This is a genomic window from Vasconcelosia minhoensis LEGE 07310, assembly GCF_015207255.1.
GTDB classification, from domain to species: domain Bacteria; phylum Cyanobacteriota; class Cyanobacteriia; order Phormidesmidales; family Phormidesmidaceae; genus Vasconcelosia; species Vasconcelosia minhoensis.
On the sequence record NZ_JADEXG010000005.1, the window covers coordinates 73,000 to 92,869 of the forward strand.

General features: G+C 54.4%; 19 protein-coding genes. 15 read left to right on the forward strand and 4 right to left on the reverse strand.

The genetic code is table 11. The annotated features are described in order from the left end of the window. Positions 1-66: 66 nt before the first annotated feature. From IQ241_RS03575 to IQ241_RS03615, 9 genes are all read left to right on the forward strand, one after another. Positions 67-627, forward strand: a complete 561-nt coding sequence (locus IQ241_RS03575) for a phycobiliprotein lyase (RefSeq protein ID WP_228021345.1) — start codon at positions 67-69, stop codon at positions 625-627. 431 nt (positions 628-1,058) lie between these two features. Further along, the gene (locus tag IQ241_RS03580; RefSeq protein ID WP_193905039.1) at positions 1,059-1,577 is read left to right on the forward strand and encodes a phycocyanin subunit beta; all 519 of its coding nucleotides are present in this window, start codon (positions 1,059-1,061) and stop codon (positions 1,575-1,577) included. A 112-nt stretch (positions 1,578-1,689) separates the two neighbouring features. After that, on the forward strand, positions 1,690-2,178 hold the full coding sequence (gene cpcA, locus IQ241_RS03585) for a phycocyanin subunit alpha (RefSeq protein WP_193905040.1): 489 nt from the start codon (positions 1,690-1,692) through the stop codon (positions 2,176-2,178). Between the two features lie 134 nt (positions 2,179-2,312). Further along, positions 2,313-3,161, forward strand: a complete 849-nt coding sequence (locus IQ241_RS03590) for a HEAT repeat domain-containing protein (protein ID WP_193905041.1) — start codon at positions 2,313-2,315, stop codon at positions 3,159-3,161. Positions 3,162-3,165: 4 nt separating this feature from the next. Next, positions 3,166-3,846 carry a HEAT repeat domain-containing protein gene (locus IQ241_RS03595; RefSeq protein WP_193905042.1) on the forward strand — a complete coding sequence of 227 codons (681 nt, stop codon included), beginning with the start codon at positions 3,166-3,168 and terminating at the stop codon, positions 3,844-3,846. A gap of 1 nt (position 3,847) precedes the next feature. Then, complete coding sequence (locus tag IQ241_RS03600) at positions 3,848-4,828, forward strand: putative 2-dehydropantoate 2-reductase (RefSeq protein ID WP_193905043.1); 981 nt, start codon at positions 3,848-3,850, stop codon at positions 4,826-4,828. A 171-nt stretch (positions 4,829-4,999) separates the two neighbouring features. Further along, positions 5,000-6,661, forward strand: a complete 1,662-nt coding sequence (locus IQ241_RS03605) for an alpha-glucosidase family protein (protein ID WP_228021346.1) — start codon at positions 5,000-5,002, stop codon at positions 6,659-6,661. Positions 6,662-6,720: 59 nt separating this feature from the next. Then, the gene (locus tag IQ241_RS03610) at positions 6,721-8,394 is read left to right on the forward strand and encodes an alpha-glucosidase family protein (RefSeq protein ID WP_193905045.1); all 1,674 of its coding nucleotides are present in this window, start codon (positions 6,721-6,723) and stop codon (positions 8,392-8,394) included. Positions 8,395-8,416: 22 nt separating this feature from the next. Next, positions 8,417-9,193, forward strand: coding sequence for a DUF1350 family protein (locus IQ241_RS03615; protein ID WP_193905046.1), 777 nt, complete (start codon positions 8,417-8,419; stop codon positions 9,191-9,193). A gap of 65 nt (positions 9,194-9,258) precedes the next feature. Here the strand turns inward: IQ241_RS03615 and IQ241_RS03620 are convergent, their stop codons facing one another. Together IQ241_RS03620 and IQ241_RS03625 are read right to left on the reverse strand one after the other, a co-directional pair. Then, entirely contained in the window at positions 9,259-10,449 is a 1,191-nt protein-coding gene (locus tag IQ241_RS03620) for a cation:proton antiporter (RefSeq protein WP_193905047.1), read from the reverse strand. A gap of 1 nt (position 10,450) precedes the next feature. After that, a complete protein-coding gene (locus IQ241_RS03625; protein ID WP_193905048.1) occupies positions 10,451-11,815 on the reverse strand; it encodes a PrsW family glutamic-type intramembrane protease in 1,365 nt (454 codons plus the stop codon). A 422-nt stretch (positions 11,816-12,237) separates the two neighbouring features. On the opposite strand from IQ241_RS03625, the gene IQ241_RS03630 reads away from it, so the two are divergent. From IQ241_RS03630 to IQ241_RS03645, 4 genes are read left to right on the forward strand one after another with little or no spacing between them, the layout of a single operon-like run. Next, positions 12,238-12,744 carry an FHA domain-containing protein gene (locus IQ241_RS03630; protein WP_193905049.1) on the forward strand — a complete coding sequence of 169 codons (507 nt, stop codon included), beginning with the start codon at positions 12,238-12,240 and terminating at the stop codon, positions 12,742-12,744. Next, the gene (locus IQ241_RS03635) at positions 12,741-14,693 is read left to right on the forward strand and encodes an FHA domain-containing protein (protein WP_193905050.1); all 1,953 of its coding nucleotides are present in this window, start codon (positions 12,741-12,743) and stop codon (positions 14,691-14,693) included. Before IQ241_RS03630 ends, IQ241_RS03635 begins: the two co-directional genes overlap by 4 nt. Next, positions 14,690-15,109, forward strand: coding sequence for a hypothetical protein (locus IQ241_RS03640; protein ID WP_193905051.1), 420 nt, complete (start codon positions 14,690-14,692; stop codon positions 15,107-15,109). The genes IQ241_RS03635 and IQ241_RS03640 overlap by 4 nt, the downstream gene beginning before the upstream one ends. Before the next feature lie 56 nt (positions 15,110-15,165). Further along, on the forward strand, positions 15,166-17,151 hold the full coding sequence (locus IQ241_RS03645) for a protein kinase domain-containing protein (protein ID WP_193905052.1): 1,986 nt from the start codon (positions 15,166-15,168) through the stop codon (positions 17,149-17,151). A 16-nt stretch (positions 17,152-17,167) separates the two neighbouring features. Here IQ241_RS03645 and IQ241_RS03650 read toward each other — a convergent pair whose 3' ends face one another. After that, positions 17,168-17,380, reverse strand: coding sequence for a hypothetical protein (locus IQ241_RS03650; RefSeq protein WP_193905053.1), 213 nt, complete (start codon positions 17,378-17,380; stop codon positions 17,168-17,170). Then, complete coding sequence (locus IQ241_RS03655) at positions 17,377-18,525, reverse strand: carboxylate-amine ligase (protein WP_193905054.1); 1,149 nt, start codon at positions 18,523-18,525, stop codon at positions 17,377-17,379. Before IQ241_RS03655 ends, IQ241_RS03650 begins: the two co-directional genes overlap by 4 nt. 121 nt (positions 18,526-18,646) lie before the next feature. Here IQ241_RS03655 and IQ241_RS03660 point away from each other — a divergent pair, with 121 nt between their 5' ends. Then, complete coding sequence (locus IQ241_RS03660; protein ID WP_193905055.1) at positions 18,647-19,219, forward strand: Uma2 family endonuclease; 573 nt, start codon at positions 18,647-18,649, stop codon at positions 19,217-19,219. Further along, the gene (locus tag IQ241_RS03665; protein ID WP_193905056.1) at positions 19,216-19,839 is read left to right on the forward strand and encodes an L-threonylcarbamoyladenylate synthase; all 624 of its coding nucleotides are present in this window, start codon (positions 19,216-19,218) and stop codon (positions 19,837-19,839) included. The genes IQ241_RS03660 and IQ241_RS03665 overlap by 4 nt, the downstream gene beginning before the upstream one ends. Positions 19,840-19,870: the final 31 nt, after the last annotated feature.

Below are 19,870 nucleotides of genomic sequence, written 5' to 3' on the forward strand. Positions count from 1 at the left end.
GGCTGATTGTTAACAAATGTTTCATTGTGCTCGTATCGCTTGACTGAGTCAGGCAATATTTTACCTATGGGTTCAATATCTATGGCCTTTCCCCGCTCAACTGCCCCCCATCCCTCTACAGATGAAGCGATCGCGCTTCAGTTCTTCCGACAGTCCGCTGGCGAATGGGAGTCCCAGCGTCGCTACTACACCCTCAAGAGCGGCGAAACCCAGGAAGTGGTCAGTCAGATTACGGTCGAGTTTTTAGAGCCGGGCCACGTCCATTTGTTAGCGCTGGCTGAAAAGCACAACCTCGAACCAGAGCAGCCGCTGCTGGGCGGAGCTAAAGTGGTCTGGGAAAGCAGCTATATTGCGACTCAGCGCAAGCCTTCTAAGGGGTCTACCGTATTTGGTGTGCGGGGCAGCATTCTGTATCGAGATCGCGGCTTTGCTACTGCTAAGCCCGTAACCGCCGACTATCAGTTCCGCGATGCGCAGACGATGGTACTAAAGACGGCCTATGGCGATTCATCCTTTGAAGAAGAGCTGAAGCTGATCGGCAATCGCTACCGCACCCGACAAACCATCATCTCCCGGGCGGGTGAGGAAGTAATGATTGGGCAGTATTTAGAGAAACGGCTAGCTTAGAACCTTCATTGGCCGTCAGGTAGCTAAAAGCAACCTTATTCGTACGGTTTGGCGGCCTCTTAGGCCGAAATGCAGGAGACTGCCGCGCCGTGTACAATTTGTAATATTTATGTCCCCCGCTGGCGGTGTATAAATAGACCTGAAGGCCAGACTGACATGGGTCAATCAAATGCCCAAGTCCCCTGAGAGCGGGTTCTTGAGCCCATTTCAGGGGAGTGAATTTTTGTTAACTTTCTTAGATTTCTCCCGCTTCGGCTTTAATCTTTAAAACGGGCGGGTGAGTTTATCTAAGCACTAACTGGGAGCTTTCGAGCCCTCTGGTCAGTCTGTGCTCAGCCTCTCCAGCGTAGTCGTCCGCGACTGCGTAGTGGGCAGATTTGCCCATGTTCGAACTAATTAGATTCAGCGAATCAAATTTAGGAGATTAGATTATGTTAGATGCGTTTGCTAAGGTTGTTTCCCAAGCAGATGCTCGGGGTGAGTACCTCAGCTCTTCCCAGCTCGATGCGCTATCAGCCATGATTTCCAATGGCAACAAGCGCATGGATACCGTCAACCGGATCACCAGCAATGCTTCCAGCATTGTGACCGACGCCGCTCGGTCACTGTTTGCTGAGCAGCCCCAGCTGATCCAGCCCGGTGGAAATGCTTACACCAACCGTCGTATGGCTGCTTGCCTACGCGACATGGAAATCATTCTGCGCTATGTCACCTACGCCATTTTCTCTGGCGATGCCAGCGTTCTCGACGATCGCTGCCTCAACGGTCTGCGTGAGACCTACGTGGCTCTAGGTACCCCTGGCTCCTCCGTCGCAGCTGGCGTGCAGAAGATGAAGGAAGCCGCGATCGCGCTTGCGAATGACCCCAACGGCATCACCAAGGGTGACTGCAGTGACCTCATGTCTGAGGTCGGCGGCTACTTTGACCGGGCGGCTGCAGCCGTTTCGTAGGGTTCTGTTGGTGCTTTTAGCATCAATATGACATCGGCTAGCCAAGTCGCAGCAACGCGATGTTCGCTAGTGCTCTGTTCCATTGGTAAATTATCTGGGAGATATCCACAAAATGAAAACTCCTTTGACTGAAGCAGTTTCTTCTGCTGATTCTCAAGGCCGTTTCCTTTCTTCGACTGAGATGCAAACCGCTTTCGGTCGTTTTCGTCAGGCTGAAGCCAGCCTGGAAGCTGCTCGCAAGCTGACTCAGAACGCTGACAGCTTGGCTAAGAACGCAGCTCAAGCCGTCTACAACAAGTTCCCTTACACCACTCAGATGCAAGGGCCTAACTACGCGGCTGACCAGCGCGGCAAAGATAAGTGTGTCCGTGACATCGGCTACTATCTGCGCATGGTGACCTACTGCCTAATCGTTGGCGGTACCGGCCCCATGGATGACTACCTGGTTTCGGGTCTGGCTGAAATTAACAGCACCTTTGACCTGTCTCCGAGCTGGTATGTCGAAGCGCTGAAGCACATCAAGAGCAACCACGGCCTGAGCGGCGACCCCGCAGTTGAGGCTAACTCTTACCTCGACTACGCGATTAACGTTCTCAGCTAAATTGGCCCCTTAGCCTCCGTGGTTAGAGCCCAATTTGACCCAGAGAAGTATGCGATTACTGGAAGCCTCTAGTGATTGTTTGCCTCTCTGGGTTTGTTATTGTGGGGCTGTGATTGTTTCAGTTTTGATGTTTCATGTCTGATATTGCCGATGCGCCGCCGCTGACGATTGACCAGGCGATCGCGAATCTACAGCAGACCGACGACCCCGGCCTGCGCTACTATGCCGCCTGGTGGATAGGCCGATTTCGGGTGAATCACCCCGACGCGATCGCGGCGCTACTGGCAGCGCTGGAAGACGAGCAGGATCGCTCCCCCGACGGTGGCTACCCACTGCGGCGAAATGCGGCCCGAGCCCTGGGCAAGCTCGACAGTTCTCTAGCCGTCCCGGCCCTGCTCAAATGCCTGGACTCCAGCGACTACTATGTCCGCGAGGCGGCGGCCCAGTCGCTAGAAATGCTGGGCGACCCGGCGGCGGTGCCGGGTCTGCTGAATCTGCTGGCAGGGGGAGTAGAAGCCGCGATCGCGGTGCCCGACAAGCCCCACCTGGTGCAGCCCTACAACGCGATTATCGAAGCGCTGGGAACGCTCGGCGATTGGCCCTTGGTACCTGAAATTATTCCCTTTCTCGACCATGACCAGCCCCAAGTGCGTAACGCGGCGGCGCGGGCGCTCTATCAGCTCACCGGCAAGCCTGAATATGCCGAAAGGCTAGTCGAGGTGCTGTACTGTCCCGACCTGCAGCTGCGGCGCTCTGCCCTGATGGACCTGGGGGCAGTGGGCTACGGGCCAGCGGCAGGCGCAATCGCCCGTACCCTGGCCGAAAACAGCATGAAGCTGATTGCGCTCAAGGGCGTTCTGGAGCGTCAGCTCTGCCCCGATGACTTTGAAGGCCGACTTGAGGACTATGCCAAACGTTTCGACCCGCTGTCTCTATCGGCCCCGGCAATAGAGACCATGGCCCTGATGGACTCGCTGCTGTAGCCCTATGTCAGACCAGTCAGATCAGCTTCAAACCTGTCTCACGGCAGTAGAACAGGCCGACTCAGCTGCCGGTCTGGCTGCTGCTGTGGCTGCCTTAGCCGCCCTCAAAGATGAACGGGCGGCTGAGATGCTGATCCAAACGCTAGGATACAACAACCCCGGCGCGGCGGTCGCGGCGGTAGACGGCCTGATCAAGCTGGGTAGCCCAGTGGTGCCGCTGCTGCTAGCTCAGCTAGACAGTGATAATTACGGGGCGCGGGCCTGGGCGCTGCGAGCCTTGGCAGGCATCGGCGATCCGCGCGGGCTAACGCTGCTGCTGAAAACGGCCACCGATGATTTTGCGCTTAGCGTGCGGCGGGCGGCAACCCGTGGGCTCGGCATCATCCAGTGGGAAGCGCTGGAGCCGAAGGCACAGCAGGCGGCCCAGGCAGAGGTGAAGACGGCGCTGCTGCAAGTCGTCCGCGACCCGGAATGGGTAGTGCGCTATGCCGGTATCGTGGCAGTTCAAGGGCTGGCTATGGCCGTTGACGACCACAGCACAATCGCCGCGATCGAGGACTGCCTCCAAGAGCGTATTGCAGCGGACGAAGTCCTAGCCGTCAGGGCGCGGGCGCAGTGGGCTGTGCAGCAGCTGGCCCCAAAGTCAGCCCCAGAGCCCGCTTTAGACGAGCAAACCCCAGACTGACATGTCAGCTCCCAGACGCTACGCCATCATCGGCACTGGTGCAATTGGCGGCTATTACGGGGCGCGACTCCAGCAATCAGGCTGCGAAGTGCATTATTTACTCCGTAGCGACTATGACCCGGTCCGCCAGCAGGGACTACGGGTTGACTCGACAGCGGGGGACTTTATGCTGCCTCGGGTCAATGCCTATAGCAATCCAGCCGACATACCCCCAGTCGATGTCGTCATCATTGCGCTCAAAACCACTCAGAATGATCGGCTAACCGAGCTGCTGCCGCCTTTACAGCCGGAGACGATCGTTCTAACGCTGCAAAATGGGCTGGGGATTGAGTCAGACATTGCCCGGCAGCTCCCCGGTCGGACTATTTTGGGAGGGCTTTGCTTTATCTGCTCAAACAAGATCGGCCCGGGCCACATTCGCCATTTGGACTATGGTCAGGTTTTGCTTGGGGCCTATGATGCAAGCGGCCAGCCAGTAGGAATCACAGAAATCATGAGCGCGATCGCGCAGGACTTCAGCCAGGCCCAAATTCCTATAGACCTAACCGCCGACCTATTTATGGCCCGCTGGCGCAAGCTGGTCTGGAACGTGCCCTACAATGGCCTGTCAGTGGTTCTGGATGCGACGACCGACGAGCTGATGGCCGATTCCGGCACCCGCGCCCTGGTTGAAACGCTGATGGCCGAGGTGGTTGCTGCTGCCAATGCCTGGGGTGAGCAACGTTCTCCTGGACAGAATCGCACCCTGCCCCCGTCGCTGATTGCCGAAATGTTGACGACGACTGACCAGATGCAGCCCTACCGTACCAGTATGAAGCTGGACTATGACGAAGGTCGGCCGCTGGAAGTCGAAGTGATTTTAGGCAATCCGGTAAGTGCCGCTTTGCAAATGGGGGTTGCCGTACCACAGATGCAGATGCTCTATCAGCAGGTTCGGTTTTTAGATTCTCTAACCCATGGGCGGGGTTCGATTGCACCGTAGAAAGATAACGAAGCCCGAATCATTTTTCATAATCAATAATCAGGCTCAGTGCTCTTAGCCGCATGTCCCTTATTGATTAAACAAATGAGAACCTCGATACAACCTAAATCCAGATGGTGGAGAAAGCCCGTAATCAATCGCCGGGCCTGGACTTGGGAAGATGCTAATAACATGCAGCGCAATGGGCAGTGGTGGCAGCACGCGGTGATTTACCAGATCTTTCCCCGCAGCTTTCAAGACAGTATGGGCAACGGCGTCGGTGACCTCAATGGGATCATCAATCGGATGGACTATATCGTCTCGCTGGGCGTAGACGCGATTTGGCTCAGCCCCATTTTTGAATCGCCGATGGAAGATATGGGCTACGACGTCACCGACATGCTGGATATCGACCCCCTGTTCGGCGATATGGAGGATTTTGACCGGCTGCTCGATGTCGCCCACACCATGGGGCTGAAGGTGCTGATCGATCAGGTGTGGAACCACACCTCTGACCAGCATCCCTGGTTCGTCGAAAGCCGCAAGAGTCGGGACAATGAAAAGGCAGACTGGTTTGTCTGGGCCGATGCCAAGCCCGATGGGTCGCCGCCGAATAATTGGCTTTCGGCCTTTATGGGCGAAAGTGCTTGGAAATGGGACGACGTGCGCGAGCAGTACTATTTCTACAATTTTTTACCCAGCCAGCCGGAGCTAAACTGGCACAATCCAGATGTGGTCAAGGCCATTCTCAACCGGGCTAAATTTTGGCTGGAGCGCGGGGTCGATGGCTTTCGGATGGACGCGGTGAACTTCTACCTTCATGACAAAGAGCTGCGTGACAATCCCATCCGCCCGGACAACGGCATCTTTCCCGATGGGGTCGATCCCGACAACCCGATGGTGCAGCACATGTTCCAGTACAACTTTTGCCAGCCCGAAAATATTGAGGCGCTGAAGCCGATTCGCCAGCTGGTCGATCAGTACCCCGGCACGGTTACGCTAGGCGAGGTGACTCTCTGCGAGGACTCGATTGACTTGTCCAGTCAGTATGTGGAGGATGGCGATCGCCTGCATCTGGCCTACAACAGCGCGCTGCTGGTAGATGAGCCGCTCAGCGCCGAGCTGATGAGTAAGACCGTGGGGCGGGTGCAAGAGCACTTTCTCCAGGGAGGGCAGTGCTGGATGGTGGGGAACCACGACTATGGGCGGCTTAGGTCGCGCTGGACCGGCAGCGACGCCGAGGGCTTTCCCTACCCAGATGAGTTCTATCGCATGAGCGCAGCGCTGTTGCTATCTTTACCTGGGGCGCTGTGTCTCTATCAGGGCGATGAGCTGGGGCTGCCAGAGGCGAAAATTCCCAAAGATATCCCCGAAGATAAAATTCAGGATCCGTTTGGCAAAGCCCTTTACCCTAAGGTGCCGGGTCGGGATGGGTCTCGCACGCCTATGCCCTGGCAGGAAAATGCGCCCAATTCTGGATTTACAAAGGAAGGCGTGGAACCCTGGCTGCCGATTCCTAAAAAGCATCGGGCACTGGCAGTCGATGTCCAAAATGCCGACCCAGATTCGCTGCTGAATACCTGGCGGCGGCTGATGCACTGGCGCAGGCAGCAGCCCGCCCTGATTTCTGGCCACTTTGAGCTGATGAAAGCAGAGGAGCCGGTATTCGTTTTTATTCGAGAGTACGCCGAGCAGCGGCTGCTGTGCGTCTTCAACATCAGCAACCAGCCGGTCAAATATGACCTGTCTGAGTTTGAGCGCTATGAGCCGACCGTCGGGCTGAGATTCTACTCAGAAGTTTGGGAAGATGTGCTGAAGCTGCCCAGCTACGGGGTATTTTTTGCTGATCTGTAGCGTGCGATCGCCAAATAGGCTTGTAGAATGCTTGAGAAGCAGCCGTCAAGTCAGTAGGTATGAATTCAACTTCTCAGCGCCCGCCGCTTTTACAATCTCAGGACTGGTGGCGCAGTGCCGTCATCTATCAGGTCTATCCCCGCAGCTTTCAAGACGCCAGCGGCGATGGTATTGGCGATCTCAAGGGGATTACGCAAAGGCTCGACTACATTGCAGCTCTTGGCGTCGATGCCATTTGGGTTTCGCCCTTTTTCAAGTCGCCGATGAAGGACTTCGGCTACGATATCTCCGACTACCGAGCCGTCGAGCCGATGTTCGGGACGCTGGCAGACTTTCAGGAACTGCTAGCAGCAGCCCATCAGCGTCAGCTTAAAATTCTGATTGACCAGGTTTGGAACCATACCTCTGACCAGCATGCCTGGTTTGTCGAAAGCTGCCAGAGTCAGAACAATCCCAAAGCCGACTGGTACGTCTGGGCCGATGGCAAATCCGATGGCTCGCCGCCGACTAACTGGCAGTCGGCCTTTGGCGGCAGCGCCTGGACCTGGGAACCGCTACGGCAGCAGTACTACCTGCACAATTTTCTAGTCGAGCAGCCCGACTTGAACTGGCACAATCCAGAAGTGAGGGACGCGATCGCGCAGGAAGCCATTTTCTGGCTTGATATGGGCGTAGACGGCTTTCGGCTCGACGTAATTAATTTTCTGCTGCACGACCGCCAGCTGCGCGATAATCCCCTCCGCCCAGAGGACCATCCTCTTCCAGCAGGCGCGCGTGAGGGCGATCCCTTCTTCTTCCAAATCAATCAATACAACTTCGGTCGCCCCGAAACACTGGAGCTGCTGGGGTCAATCCGCCAGCTAATTGACCGCTATCCCGGCGCAACTCTGCTGGCCGAGATTAGCTCTGAAGAAGACTCCATCCTCACTTCTAGCCATTATGTGCAGGGCGACGACCGGCTGCACATGGCCTATAATTCGTCGCTGATGACCGATGAGCCGCCCACCTATGAGAATCTGCGTCGGACGATTGAGCGGGTCGAGCAGCATTTTGGCGAGGGCGTGATCTGCTGGACAGCGGGAACCCACGATTTTCCCCGGCTGAAGTCCCGCTGGCAAAAGCACCAGCTGGGGAATGAGTTTGGCCAGGAAGCTTTTGACCACATGTTTGCGGCATTGCTAATTGCCCTACGCGGCAGCTGCTGCATCTATCAGGGCGACGAGCTAGGGCTGACCGAAGCCCAAATTCCCTTTGAAAAATTGCAGGACCCCTTTGGTATTGCCGGCTATCCAAATGTATTGGGTCGTGACGGCTGCCGCACCCCGATGCCTTGGCAGCAGACGGCGGAAAACGCTGGGTTTACGACTGCCTCAGAGCCGTGGTTGCCGATTCCGAAAGAGCATCGGGCTCACGCTGTAGACCAGCAAGAGCAGATTCATGACTCTCTATTGAACAAGTATCGCCGGCTGATCCATTGGCGCAGGCGGCAGCCCGCTTTACTGCGCGGCAAGCTGACGCTGATAGATACTGCAGAACCGCTGCTGGGTTTTATTCGCGAGAGTAAAGAGCAGACGCTGCTATGCCTGTTTAACCTTAGTTTGACACCGGCCTACTACGATCTTGCCGCCTATCCTGACTGTGTCTCAGCCTCTGATTCAGAATTCTCTCCCAGACGCTATGGGAACAAGATAGAGGTGCCAGGCTACGGAGTCTTCTTTGGCTGTATAGGATAGATACAGTCCTATCATTTGGCTTATGTACTGGCGAGAAGTTGCAGGTAACTGGTTTTTAGTCCCTGAAAATCCAATCGCGATCGTTCATTTTTTGGGTGGGGCCTTTGTTGCGACGGCACCCCATCTGACCTATCGGTGGCTGCTGGAGGCGCTGTATCGCGAGGGCTACTGCGTGATTGCGACGCCGTTTGTGAATACGTTTGACCATAGCGCGATCGCGGCTGAAGTCCAGACCACCTTCGAGCAGGGGCTGCTGTTTCTACGTAAGCAGGTTTTGGGCAATCGCTACTTGCCGATCTACGGTCTGGGCCACAGCATGGGTTGCAAGGTGCATCTGCTGGTCAACAGCCTTTACGACGTAGAGCGAGCGGGGAACATTTATCTGTCCTTTAACAACTATCCGGCCCGCAAATCGATTCCCTTACTAGAACAGTTTGTAGCCTTTGCGCCAACCTTCCAGTTGGAGTTCACCCCTTCGCCCGAGGAAACCCTAGCACTGATTGCCAACCGCTACGGTGTCCGGCGCAATCTGCTGGTCAAGTTTCGCGACGACACGATTGACCAGACCCGGCCCCTAAGCGAGGTGCTCTGCCGCCGCTTTCCAGACCTAACTACGGTGCAAATTCTGAAAGGCTCCCACACGACGCCGATTGCCCAGGATGTGGCCTGGAAAGCGCAGGATTCCTTTAGTCCGTTGGACGCCGTTGGCCAGTTTTTTAAGCAGGAATTCTATCGCGATCTGAATCAGCTGAAGCGGACCATTTTGCAATGGTTAGAGCCGTTCCCAGTAGAAGAGTAAATAGCGCGATCGCCAGGTCCCCGAGTCTCCAGCGACTCTGCCGTAGGCCCCAGTAACCGCCGTCCTTAAGTTTGAGGTTTCTCAAAGCTAGCCTGGGCTGCAACCCGTCTACCAAACCCATCAGTCAGTAAGGGACCGAGCAAACAGGTCAGCACAATGTAAGCCACAACGGCATTGAAGAGCGCTTCATTGATTAATCCAGCTTCCTGCCCAAACAGGGCAATCACTAACACCAATGCCGCTCTGGGAACAGTCAAGCTGAACATCGTCATGATTTCAGCTGGGGAATAGTGAAATAACTCGCCGGCAATCCAAGCCGCTAAAAGTTTTGCCCCTAGAGCTGCCACCACAAAAGCAAAAACAAAACCCAGATTGCCTGGATTGGTAACTAGAATGCTCGGATTTGACAAAACCCCCACTGAAACCATAAAGGCTGGAATGAAGAGACTGTTGCCAACAAACTCTATTTGTTTCATCAATGGGCTGTTGATGGGGACCAGGCGATTTAAGGATAAGCCGGCAATGAAAGCCCCAACGATAGAATCAACTTCCAGTAAAAGGGTGGCAGAGGCTAATGCGAATAGGCAAGTTAGGACAAATCCAAATTGAGTGACCAGTGAGTCAGCCGATTTGTCGAACACAAATCGGCCTAGCTTTGGAATCAGCCAGAAGCTGATCATCACTAAGCAGGGTAGTAAAACGAGTAGCTTAATCCACAGCAAAATGCCGACGTTGCCCCTAGTGGTTGCCTGAACAATTGAGAGTCCTATTAGGGTTAGAATCGACGTCACCACAGTTCCGCCGACGGTCACCCCAATGACTTCCCGCTGAGCAATGCCTAGGCGAGTCATGATCGGATAAGCCATCAGGGTATGGGGAGAATAGAGAATCCCCACCAGTAAGGCGCTCAGCAGGCCATAGGCCATGATTTTGCCAAACCCAATGCCGACGGCCAGCGGGATCCCAAACGTCAGCAGTCCAAAAATCAGCGATCGCGCCCCCAATCGCCTAAAATCACTCAAATCCATCTGCATGCCTGCGATCAGCATGATATAGAGCAATCCAATTGTCTCTAGCAGAATCAGCTGAGCATCCCGTTCCAAAAGGCCTAATCCATTACTGCCAAAGACAGCACCTAGAATAATCAGCACTGCTAGGGGTGGAAGCCGCAGGCGAATGGCAATTACCGGCGCGACCTGAATGATTAGCAGGATTAAGCCAAAAACGTAAACTGGCCTGGTTAAGGGAAGGTCCATATTAAATTCGGGCGGCAAAGTTCTGCGATCGCGAGGGAGAGAGTTCTCGGGCTTTGAGAATAGCGGCCACCAGGAAGGCATAGGCGATAACGCCGACAAACGCCAGACCTAACGGACCTAACGGACCTAGCGTGCTTGCGGTAGCATTCCAGAGGGCATGAACGGTCGCAGCGGTGAGATAGCCAATCCCGAGAATTCGCCAGCGCTTAGAAGGCTTGAGCACGCTTAAACCGATAAAGTAGCCGAAATAGCCGCTGTAAGCCATGTGGCCAGCGACTGACCCCAGAACGCGCGGGATTAGCAGCTGTAGTCCTGCCAGCTGGCCCGCTCCTGTTCCTGACATCGCGGCAACCTGCTGAGCGACAGCTGGCACAAATTGCCCTAAAGTTTCCAGCCAGGTAAACCCCAGGGCCGCAGCGGCAGCTAATAAAATCCCATCTAAGGGCTCTACCACACCAACGCGATCGCGCCAGTGCCAGCTCAAGCTTCTACCTATCCAACACAGTCCTAGAGCAGGCAGAGCTTTCAGCAGCTCCTCCATCAGCCCAGCTCCAAAAAAGTGGGCCACGAACTGAGAAATAAACCCAGCCTGTTCAACCCGCTCAGTATTTCCTGGCAACACGACTCGAAATATGTAAATAAAGAGACTGAGAGTCGGACCATAGTACAGAATTGCCATCGTTGCGATCGCCGACCCCATTAGAATCCACCAGGGTTTACGCTTTCCACAGAGCTGGTAGATAAAGAAAAAGCCCGCTCCTCCTAGGTAAGCTGCTAGCAGCAGGTTGAAAAGGGCCGGTGAGTCAGCCGCAACGAAGAGAAAGACAACGAAGATAACAGTAATAATTCCAGGAATCAAGTAGGCTTTTTGAACTAAATCTCGACGGGTAGAGACGACGAGAACCAGATGATTCCAGGTCAGCGCCGTTTCTGGCCGGGCAGAATCTAACCGGTTAAAACCAGCAGCGCTTTTACCAGGGAGCTTCTGATTATATGTCTGACATTCAAACACCAGCTCAGGACCGTTTTGGCCTCCCAGTGTAATGCGATCGCCGACTTGCAACGTTTGACAGTTCTGAACCCGCTGGCCATTGATAAATGTGCCATTGGCGCTATTCAGATCGCAAATCTGCCAGGTCGGGTACGCCTGATTATTTTTATCCGTCTTTTGGGAGGGTCGAACAGCAGCATGACGGCGTGAAACTCTATCATACAAGCGAGAGTCAAAAATGATTTGACATTCCGGTTCTCGCCCAAGTATCAGTTCCTGAGTTTCAGACAAGATATGGTGCGGCTGGTCCATTCCCGCTAAACTCCCAGGCGAAACCGGTATAAGCAGCCCTTGATAACGATGGCTTTCCGTCATTTTGGATGGCTTCGGCGTTTGGTGAAAGTTAAAGATTAGATAGCGAAGGTAGGCACTATAGTTCAGGCACCATAGTTGGGGAGGACAGCGATATCAGGCGATGAAATTATGGCGATAAAATTGTCAAGTTAACTTAAATCTTAGTTATTTGGTTATCCAGCTAAGTTAGCCATCCAGCTACGGATGTAGCCGCTGTTCATTCACGAGTTTTTGAACTCTTGTTAATCCTATGAAGCTCACCCTATGAAGCTCACCTTATAAAGTCAGGATATAGTAATTTAATAATCGGAATATTTAAGTTTCTGTAAATATTATTTAAAGCGGCTAAGTATGCTTGACAAGCGCGAATGGGGAGAGCTGAAATAGGGGTATGTATGCGTTTTAGCGTATGCATCGAGGCTATCTCTTCAAGTAATCGCCCAATGAATGAACTAATGTTACAGTGGCAAGAAGCCGGGCAGACTAAAACTCGGAGACTCTACCACCAGCAGCCCAGCAAACATCCAGGAACGATTCGCTTGGGTCGCGACCCGGCCCGTTGTGACATTCTTTTTCACGATCGCTCCGTGTCGGGACTGCATGTTGAGATTTACTTTAGCCCACAGCAGCAGCAGTTTTATCTGCGAAATTTGCGCCAAACCAATCCGCCATTGATCGACGGCCAACGGCTGTCTGCGGGAGAAGTTGCCTTGCGTTTAGGCACCATCATTCGTCTAGGCAAAGTAGAGGCAGTGGTTGACGCTATCCAAGTCAGTGGTCTAGTTAGGGGAGCCTATGGCCTGCGATGCCCTAATCCTGAATGCGGTAAAGTGTCTCCTTACACCCATCAGCATTTGCAAGAGGGGTGCCCTATCTGTGGCTTTGCCCTGGATGCAGCCAAATCTACTTTGATCACGTCTTCCTTACTCAGGAAGGACCCTGAGCAATGAGATCGGGTACCTCACAAATTCGGCTCAGTTGGCAAGAACCCGCCACAGGCGAATTGCGGGAACCCTTGCTGACCTTACCCGTAGCCCTGGGACGGGTGCTCGACCAGATGCCAGCCCAGCTCCAAGGGCAACCGGTGTCGCGAATCGTTCTGGATAGTGGTCAGCTGTCTCGTTTTCACGCTCTGCTTACTCTAGAGCAAGGCAATTTGACTCTCACCGACCAAAACAGCACCAATGGGACTTGGATTAATGGTGTCCGTCAGACTCGCGGCATCCTCAATAGCGGCGATAGCTTCCAGATAGGACCCTACCGGATTGGGATAGTTGCGGCTGGAGCCAGGGCGGCCGCTCGGACCGTCCGCTCCAGTGAGGAGTCCTTTATCCAACTTGATGAACCGAATGAGCCTGAGCAGGCGCCTGAACGGGCCACCTCGAACTTTCCGCCTGCCTGCTTTCGATCTCAGCAGGTGAGGGTTCAAGACCTCTATGCGACGGGCCTACCTGTCGAAGAAATTGACTATGCCGGTGTCGGTGCAGGTCTGGGCAGCTTTATCTGGGTCGATTATCTGAGAAACTTTGGCGTTAGCCGTCAGCAAATTAAAGTCGTTGGTTTAGAACTCGAGCCCTACGCCAAGTACCAGCGGCTGTGCCTAAATTCTCAGATTCCAGCCCACGAGCGGCTGCGGTCTAATTCAGATTCTTGCCCTGACAATCTTTGGGGTTGGCCGAGCTATGCCCTGCGGGAAGCCTGGCATGACTTCCAAAAGGGAAGTATGGCTTCGGCTTGGCGTTATCTCTGGCAGGTGTTTGCTGAGCCGACCTTGGCCGAAACCTATACCCCTCGTGCCGGGAACGTATTTGCCTCGATAGATCGGGAAGCGGCTCGCATTGGCTGGGAGCAAATGTACCAGTACGGCAGAGTCCAGGCGATTCGCAAAACCAATGATGGCCGCTATGCGATCGCCTATTCTCGGGGCCGAGGAGACCACGCTTTTTTAGTAACCCGCTATCTGCATCTCGCGACTGGCTATCCAGTCGTGAAATTTCTGCCCGATTTGCAGGAATACCGGGAACGAACCAACAATTTTAAATCAGTCGTCAATGCCTACGAAGCCCATGACCATGTCTACCAACAGCTAGAGCGTCAGGGAGGCACGGTGGTCATCCGAGGACGGGGCATCGTTGCCTCGCGAATTATTCAACGTCTCTATGAAGCCCGTCGGCGCAATCCCAATATTGCCCTACTACACTTAATGCGATCGCCCAAACCCCAGGGGAATAAGTTTGGGACGGCCCAGCGAACGGTTGAAAATCACTTTGAGTTTCAACCCTTTAACTGGCCAAAAGCCTGCTGGGGCGGCGAACTACGAGTTCAACTAGAGCAAGCTAGCCCGGAGCAGCGGCGCAGCCTGATCAGCGACTGGGGCGGGACTACCACGGCAGACCGGGGAGATTGGAAACAAATTGTACAGGAAGGTCTGAATCAGGGCTGGTATCAAATCAACTTTGGCGAGGTGATTCGGGTAGAACCAGACCCGCAGGGTCGGCCTACCACCTATATCCGCGAAAAAGGACCGAAGGGAGAAATCAAACTGGATGCTGACTTTATTATTGATGCTACTGGGCTCGATGGCAAGGTGAAGTCCAGCCCACTCCTCAATGATTTAGTGACCCATTACAATCTACCCCTCAATCCCCTAGACCGGCTGGCGGTCACTAACCACTTTGAAGTTGCTGAGATGCGGAATGACCGGGGGCGCGTCTATGCAGCTGGAGCCATCACTTTCGGCGGTCCCTATGCTGCCGTGGATAGTTTTCTAGGTCTGCAGTACTCAGCGCTTTGGGCAGTGGATAGCTTAGCCGCTGCTCGCGCCCCCCGACTGAAGTCGCTCAAGGGATGGGCTTCCTACAAACAGTGGTTAAAGTGGGTGAGGAATCAAGCACCATGACACCAACTCTTCTAGGCCGTTGGCAAACTCGAATTCTATTATTCCAAACCGTAGGACTCTTGGTGACGTTGCTTTTCACCGAGGGAGTGATTGGGCCAGGAGGAGGTGTATTCCTCTGGGTACTGGAGTACCTTTTCATATTTGGTCTGGGTTGGGATGTCTTGTACAACTATCTCCAGAAATTTCGCTGGGATCGAGACTGGCCCGGCGCTTTGCAGCTTGCTGCTGGGGTTTGGGAAGCCTTCTTTATAGTGCTAGTGATTGGATTTTTTGGCCTGCCTGGCATTTTCTTCTTGGATTTGGGCTGGTTTTTGGTGCACTACAGTCTGGTCTGGCTCGCCATTTACATCGCCTCCCAGTCACTCATGAGAATTTTATTTCCCCGCTGGCGGTTTCGGGGGGGTGTGTGGCTTTAAAGCAAGGTTATTAGATATTTAAGGAACCGGAATTTAAGGAATTAGAGACGAAACCCATGGAAACAACCCTACTAGGCAACCGCTATCAGGTCATTCAAAGCCTCGGGAGTGGCGGCTTTGGCGAAACTTTCTTAGTCGAAGATACCCACATGCCGGCTCGTCCGCGTCGAGTCCTCAAGCGGCTGAAGCCCGTGACTGACAATCCCAAAGTTTATGAGGTTGTCCAAGAGCGATTTCAGCGGGAAGCCGCCATTTTAGAGAAAGTGGGCAGCATCCATCACCAGATTCCCAACCTGTTTGCCTATTTTGCTGAGGGGGGTGAGCTCTATCTCGTGCAGGAGTGGGTTGAGGGTCAGACCCTGACCGAAATCGTGAACTCCGGAGGCGCGCTCCCTGAACAGCGGGTTGAGGAAATTCTGATATCACTTCTATCGGTGCTCAAATTTATCCACGCTGAGGGCATTATCCACCGGGATATCAAGCCTGACAATATCTTGTATCAAACAGAACAGGGGAAACCTTTCCTAATTGATTTCGGAGCCGTCAAGGAAATTTTGGGAATTCACCTGGACTCGCAGGGAAATACCGCTAGCTCGATTGTGATTGGAACCAAGGGCTATATGCCATTAGAGCAGGCCAGCGGTCGTCCGGTTTTTTCTAGCGACCTCTACAGTTTAACGATGACGATGATCTATCTGCTGACTGGCAAGTGGCCTCAAGAGCTAATTGACCCGCGGAATGGGCAAGTCCAGTGGCGCTCTCATACGCTTGGCGTTAGCTCAAGGCTTGCCAATGTCTTAGACAAGGGCCTCCAGCCTCATCCCCGCGATCGCTATGCTACGGCTCAGGACATGTTAGAGGCACTTCAGCCCAGCAAAAGCACGGTGCCGGAGACGGAAGTCAGCTCCTCGGGCCATCAAACGGTGCCGAAGACGGAAGTCAGCTCCTCGGGCCATCAAACGGTGCCGAAGACGGAAGTCAGCTCCTCGGGCTATCAAACGGTGCCGGAGACGGAAGTCAGCTCCTCAGGCAATTACAACGATGTCCACCGTCACGGTCAAAGCGGGTTTGGGCAGTCGGGCAGCTCTGAATCTACTGGTCAGGTAGTGCCAGATGAGATTCGAGGCTGGAATTGGGGCGCATTTTTGCTATCTGGGATTTGGTGCTTGCCCAATCAGGTTTGGATTGGACTGCTCTCCTGGGTTCCCCCGGCTAGTTTTGTGATGCCGTTTGTGCTGGGCGCTAAAGGCAATGAGATGGCCTGGAAAAGCCGCCGTTGGAAGAGCGTTGATGCGTTTAAATCTCACCAGAAGGGCTGGACGATTGCCGGTTTGGTTACGTCAGGCTCAGCATTTTTTATCTTCTTCATAATTGCGCTTAACGGCGGTATGCCAGAAGAGCCTCGGAATCAAGGGGGCACCACGCAGAGGGGACCTACTTTAACATCTCAGGGGAACTTGTCTGCCGAAGCAGTTGAATTATTTAATCAAGCCGTAGTCAAACAGGATGCCGGCAATTTTCGCGGTGCTATCGAGGATTATACCCGTTATCTTCAGCTTAATCCTGAAGATGCCGATGCTTACTTCAATCGGGGAAATGCCTACCTTGATCTAAATAGCCCGGTAACTGCTATCGAGAACTATACCAGAGCGATTCAACTTGATCCCGATTATGCTAATGCCTATTTCAATCAGGGTCTGGCCCATTATGATTTAAATAATCTCCAGGCCGCGGTTGAGAGCTTTAGCCGTTATCTTCAACTTGATTCCGATGATGCCGATGCCTATTTTCACCGGGCTAATGCCTATGACGATCTGGGCAATCTGCAAGCTGCTATCGCAGACTACACCCAAACCATTCAGCTTGATTCTGCCTATGCCCCTGCTTTCTACAACCGAGGTCTTGCTCATGTCGATCTGGGCAACACGTCAGCGGCACTTGACGATTTCGATATAGCGGCTGAGCTTTATATAGAGCAGGGGAATGAAGAATATTACTATGATGCGCTAGATAGAATCAACGAACTGGGAGGCTTCGATTAATTCAAAGGTAGCCATTTCAGCCATCGGGGAACTGCCAGCAGGATATGTACTCGACTTTTTCACTGCCACAGCGGCAGGGAGCGCCAGCAGCAGACTCAACCCACTCATAGCCGCAGGTTTTGCAGTGGCAGAGGATGTTATAACGATTGGCTTCTGCGATCGCGGCCCGCCACTGCTGGAGTTCGTCTGGCCTCAGCTGCGGCGGGCGATCTGTCGGGGAGGAACTCATGGCAAAGCTGGAAAGGGGTTTAGTTTATCCGTGACGCCAGCGGCGGTTTCTCGAATCAGAGAATCGACCACGGCAGCATGACTGCCGGTTTTCTCATAGGTTTGGCGCTGTCGCTGGGCGGCATTGCCCTGCCGAATGGTGCGTTTGACTAAGCTAGAAACTTCTTCCCAGTCTCCGTGCTGCTCCAGGGCCGGGCGCACTTTGACCAAGAGCTTTTGCACCGCCTCGATCGCCGGTAGGGGCTGATCTGACTCAAAGTCTACCAGCTTGCCTTTAAGGCCATAGCGGGCGGCACACCAGATCGCGCCCCGCAGCATTTCTGATCGCACTTTAGGATAGGGGCGCTTAGCTTGCCAGTCCTGATAGCAGGTTTGGGCGATAGCGCGGCACAGCCCGGCCTGCATCACCGCTTCATCGACGGTAGCGCAGACATCGGCAACGCGAAACTCAATGGTGGGAAAGCGCTGAGATAGGCGAATATCCCAGTAGATTTTGGTCGGGTCGTCGGTGATTCCAGCCGCAATCATCTGATCAATCAGAGCGTTGTGCTCGTCGTAGCTGTCAAACAAGGGCGGTGGCCCGGCCGTGGGCAGGCGACACCAGAGCTCCATCCGGTAGCTGTTGTAGCCAGAGTCTTCGGCAACCCAGTAGGGAGAATTGGCGGAAAGCGCCAGCAGCACCGGCAGCCACAGCCGACTGCGGTTAACCACGGCCACGGCAGCCTCACGGTCGGCAATGCCCACATGGACGTGGCAGCCAAAGATAATCAGCTCTCGAATTAAATGCTGGAGATTGTCTTGCAGCTTGCGGTAGCGATCTTTGGGGGTGACCCGCTGGTCACGCCAGTCGGAAAAGGTATGGGTCCCGGCAGCCGCGATCGCGCTTCCTCGTTCCGTAGCCGCTTCGATCACACCTCGCCGGGCCGCTGACACCGCCTGCCTGACGTCTGCTAAGGATTCACATACATCGGTGGCAATTTCGACCTGGCAGCGGTGCATCTCTGGATGCACCAGCCTCTGCCCCGGGTCTACCTGCTCCGCCGCTGCGATCAGCTCACTGGCCCCACCCCGCAGCGATCGCGTTTGGGGATCGATCACCTGATATTCTTCTTCAACGCCTAGCGTGAAGGCTTCAGACTGGGTCACAGCTGGCAGACCCTTGAGGTCTGATGAGGGATTAAGCTTTATTCTAGAGACAGTGCAAGCTGTTATGCCAGATCTGTGTGTTTTCTGCGGGTCTATAGATTACCCAAGGTAACTCAACCCTATGACGACCGTTCTCAACCTGCAACCCCTGACTCGTAGCCTGACTAGAGAGCAGTTCGTATTTCTGTGCCAGAACAATCCCGACCTTCAGCTGGAGCGTTCCCCCCAGGGAGAGCTGGTGATCATGAGTCCAGTCGGGGGTGAGAGTGGTAATTGGGAAGCGAACTTAATCACCAAGGTCGGTATCTGGAATGAGCAGGCTCAGCTGGGCTATGTGTTTAGCTCGTCTACCCTATTCAGTCTGCCGAACGGAGGAGAGCGCTCTCCCGATCTGGCCTGGGTGACCAAACCCCGTTGGGAAGCTCTCAGTCCCGAAGCGCGGGCTGCTTTTCCACCCATTTGCCCTGACTTTGTCATTGAGCTCCGCTCTCGCAGCGATCGCCTCCCGCCCCTGCAAGCCAAAATGCAGGAATACTTGGCTAGCGGACTCCGGCTGGGCTGGCTAATCAATCCCCAAGACCAGCAGGTGGAAATTTATCGACCCAACCAGACTGCTGAGGTTTTGACCTACCCCATAACGCTGTCAGGAGAAGCGGTCTTACCTGGCTTCGAGTTAACCCTTCAGAAATCATGAGCTGGATCTCCCTTGAGCAGCTGGTCAGTGCGGTCCAGTCACAGCAGGCGCTGATTAGCTTTCCGACCGATACGGTGCCCGCCCTTGCGGCGGCTCCGACCGCAGCTGAGCAGATTTACACCTTTAAGCAGCGACCGCCGGACAAGCCGCTGATTCTGATGGGGGCTAGCTTTGCCGATCTCTCTCTATATATAGCCGGTAGTGAGACCGAGCGGTTGGCCTGGCAGGCGGTGACCGCTCAGCACTGGCCTGGTCCGCTAACGCTGGTACTCCCAGCCAGCGATCGCCTCCCCCCTGTAATGAACCCGACCCAGGACGAGACAATTGGCATCCGGGTGCCCAATCAGCCGCTGGCCCAAGCGCTGCTTAGCCAGACCGGGCCGTTGGCGACGACCAGCGTTAACCTTTCGGGTCAGCCGCCGCTCCAGTCATTGGCAGAGGTAGCGCAGCGGTTTCCCCAACTGCTAATGCTGTCTGAGGACGCTATTCAGGCGCTTCAGGCCCGCTCCAATGTGGACTTAAGAACAGCAGCAGCAAAAGCTTCCGGGATTCCCTCTACCGTTGCAAAATGGACAGATGGCCAATGGCTCATTCTGCGACAGGGCGCGGTCAGACTCTGAACCCGGTGGCCAGCCAATAGTCCATATCCCC

Bases quoted from the DNA above. Each gene is read 5' to 3' on its own strand.
- IQ241_RS03595 (WP_193905042.1), top strand. From the start codon at position 3,166: ATGTCAGACCAGTCAGATCAGCTTCAAACCTGTCTCACGGCAGTAGAA.
- IQ241_RS03635 (WP_193905050.1), top strand. From the start codon at position 12,741: ATGAGATCGGGTACCTCACAAATTCGGCTCAGTTGGCAAGAACCCGCC.
- IQ241_RS03615 (WP_193905046.1), top strand. From the start codon at position 8,417: ATGTACTGGCGAGAAGTTGCAGGTAACTGGTTTTTAGTCCCTGAAAAT.
- IQ241_RS03665 (WP_193905056.1), top strand. From the start codon at position 19,216: ATGAGCTGGATCTCCCTTGAGCAGCTGGTCAGTGCGGTCCAGTCACAG.
- IQ241_RS03625 (WP_193905048.1), bottom strand. From the start codon at position 11,815: ATGACGGAAAGCCATCGTTATCAAGGGCTGCTTATACCGGTTTCGCCT.
- IQ241_RS03580 (WP_193905039.1), top strand. From the start codon at position 1,059: ATGTTAGATGCGTTTGCTAAGGTTGTTTCCCAAGCAGATGCTCGGGGT.
- IQ241_RS03660 (WP_193905055.1), top strand. From the start codon at position 18,647: ATGACGACCGTTCTCAACCTGCAACCCCTGACTCGTAGCCTGACTAGA.
- IQ241_RS03605 (WP_228021346.1), top strand. From the start codon at position 5,000: ATGCAGCGCAATGGGCAGTGGTGGCAGCACGCGGTGATTTACCAGATC.
- IQ241_RS03610 (WP_193905045.1), top strand. From the start codon at position 6,721: ATGAATTCAACTTCTCAGCGCCCGCCGCTTTTACAATCTCAGGACTGG.
- IQ241_RS03630 (WP_193905049.1), top strand. From the start codon at position 12,238: ATGAATGAACTAATGTTACAGTGGCAAGAAGCCGGGCAGACTAAAACT.
- IQ241_RS03600 (WP_193905043.1), top strand. From the start codon at position 3,848: ATGTCAGCTCCCAGACGCTACGCCATCATCGGCACTGGTGCAATTGGC.
- IQ241_RS03640 (WP_193905051.1), top strand. From the start codon at position 14,690: ATGACACCAACTCTTCTAGGCCGTTGGCAAACTCGAATTCTATTATTC.
- IQ241_RS03620 (WP_193905047.1), bottom strand. From the start codon at position 10,449: ATGGACCTTCCCTTAACCAGGCCAGTTTACGTTTTTGGCTTAATCCTG.
- IQ241_RS03590 (WP_193905041.1), top strand. From the start codon at position 2,313: ATGTCTGATATTGCCGATGCGCCGCCGCTGACGATTGACCAGGCGATC.
- IQ241_RS03645 (WP_193905052.1), top strand. From the start codon at position 15,166: ATGGAAACAACCCTACTAGGCAACCGCTATCAGGTCATTCAAAGCCTC.
- cpcA (WP_193905040.1), top strand. From the start codon at position 1,690: ATGAAAACTCCTTTGACTGAAGCAGTTTCTTCTGCTGATTCTCAAGGC.
- IQ241_RS03650 (WP_193905053.1), bottom strand. From the start codon at position 17,380: ATGAGTTCCTCCCCGACAGATCGCCCGCCGCAGCTGAGGCCAGACGAA.
- IQ241_RS03575 (WP_228021345.1), top strand. From the start codon at position 67: ATGGGTTCAATATCTATGGCCTTTCCCCGCTCAACTGCCCCCCATCCC.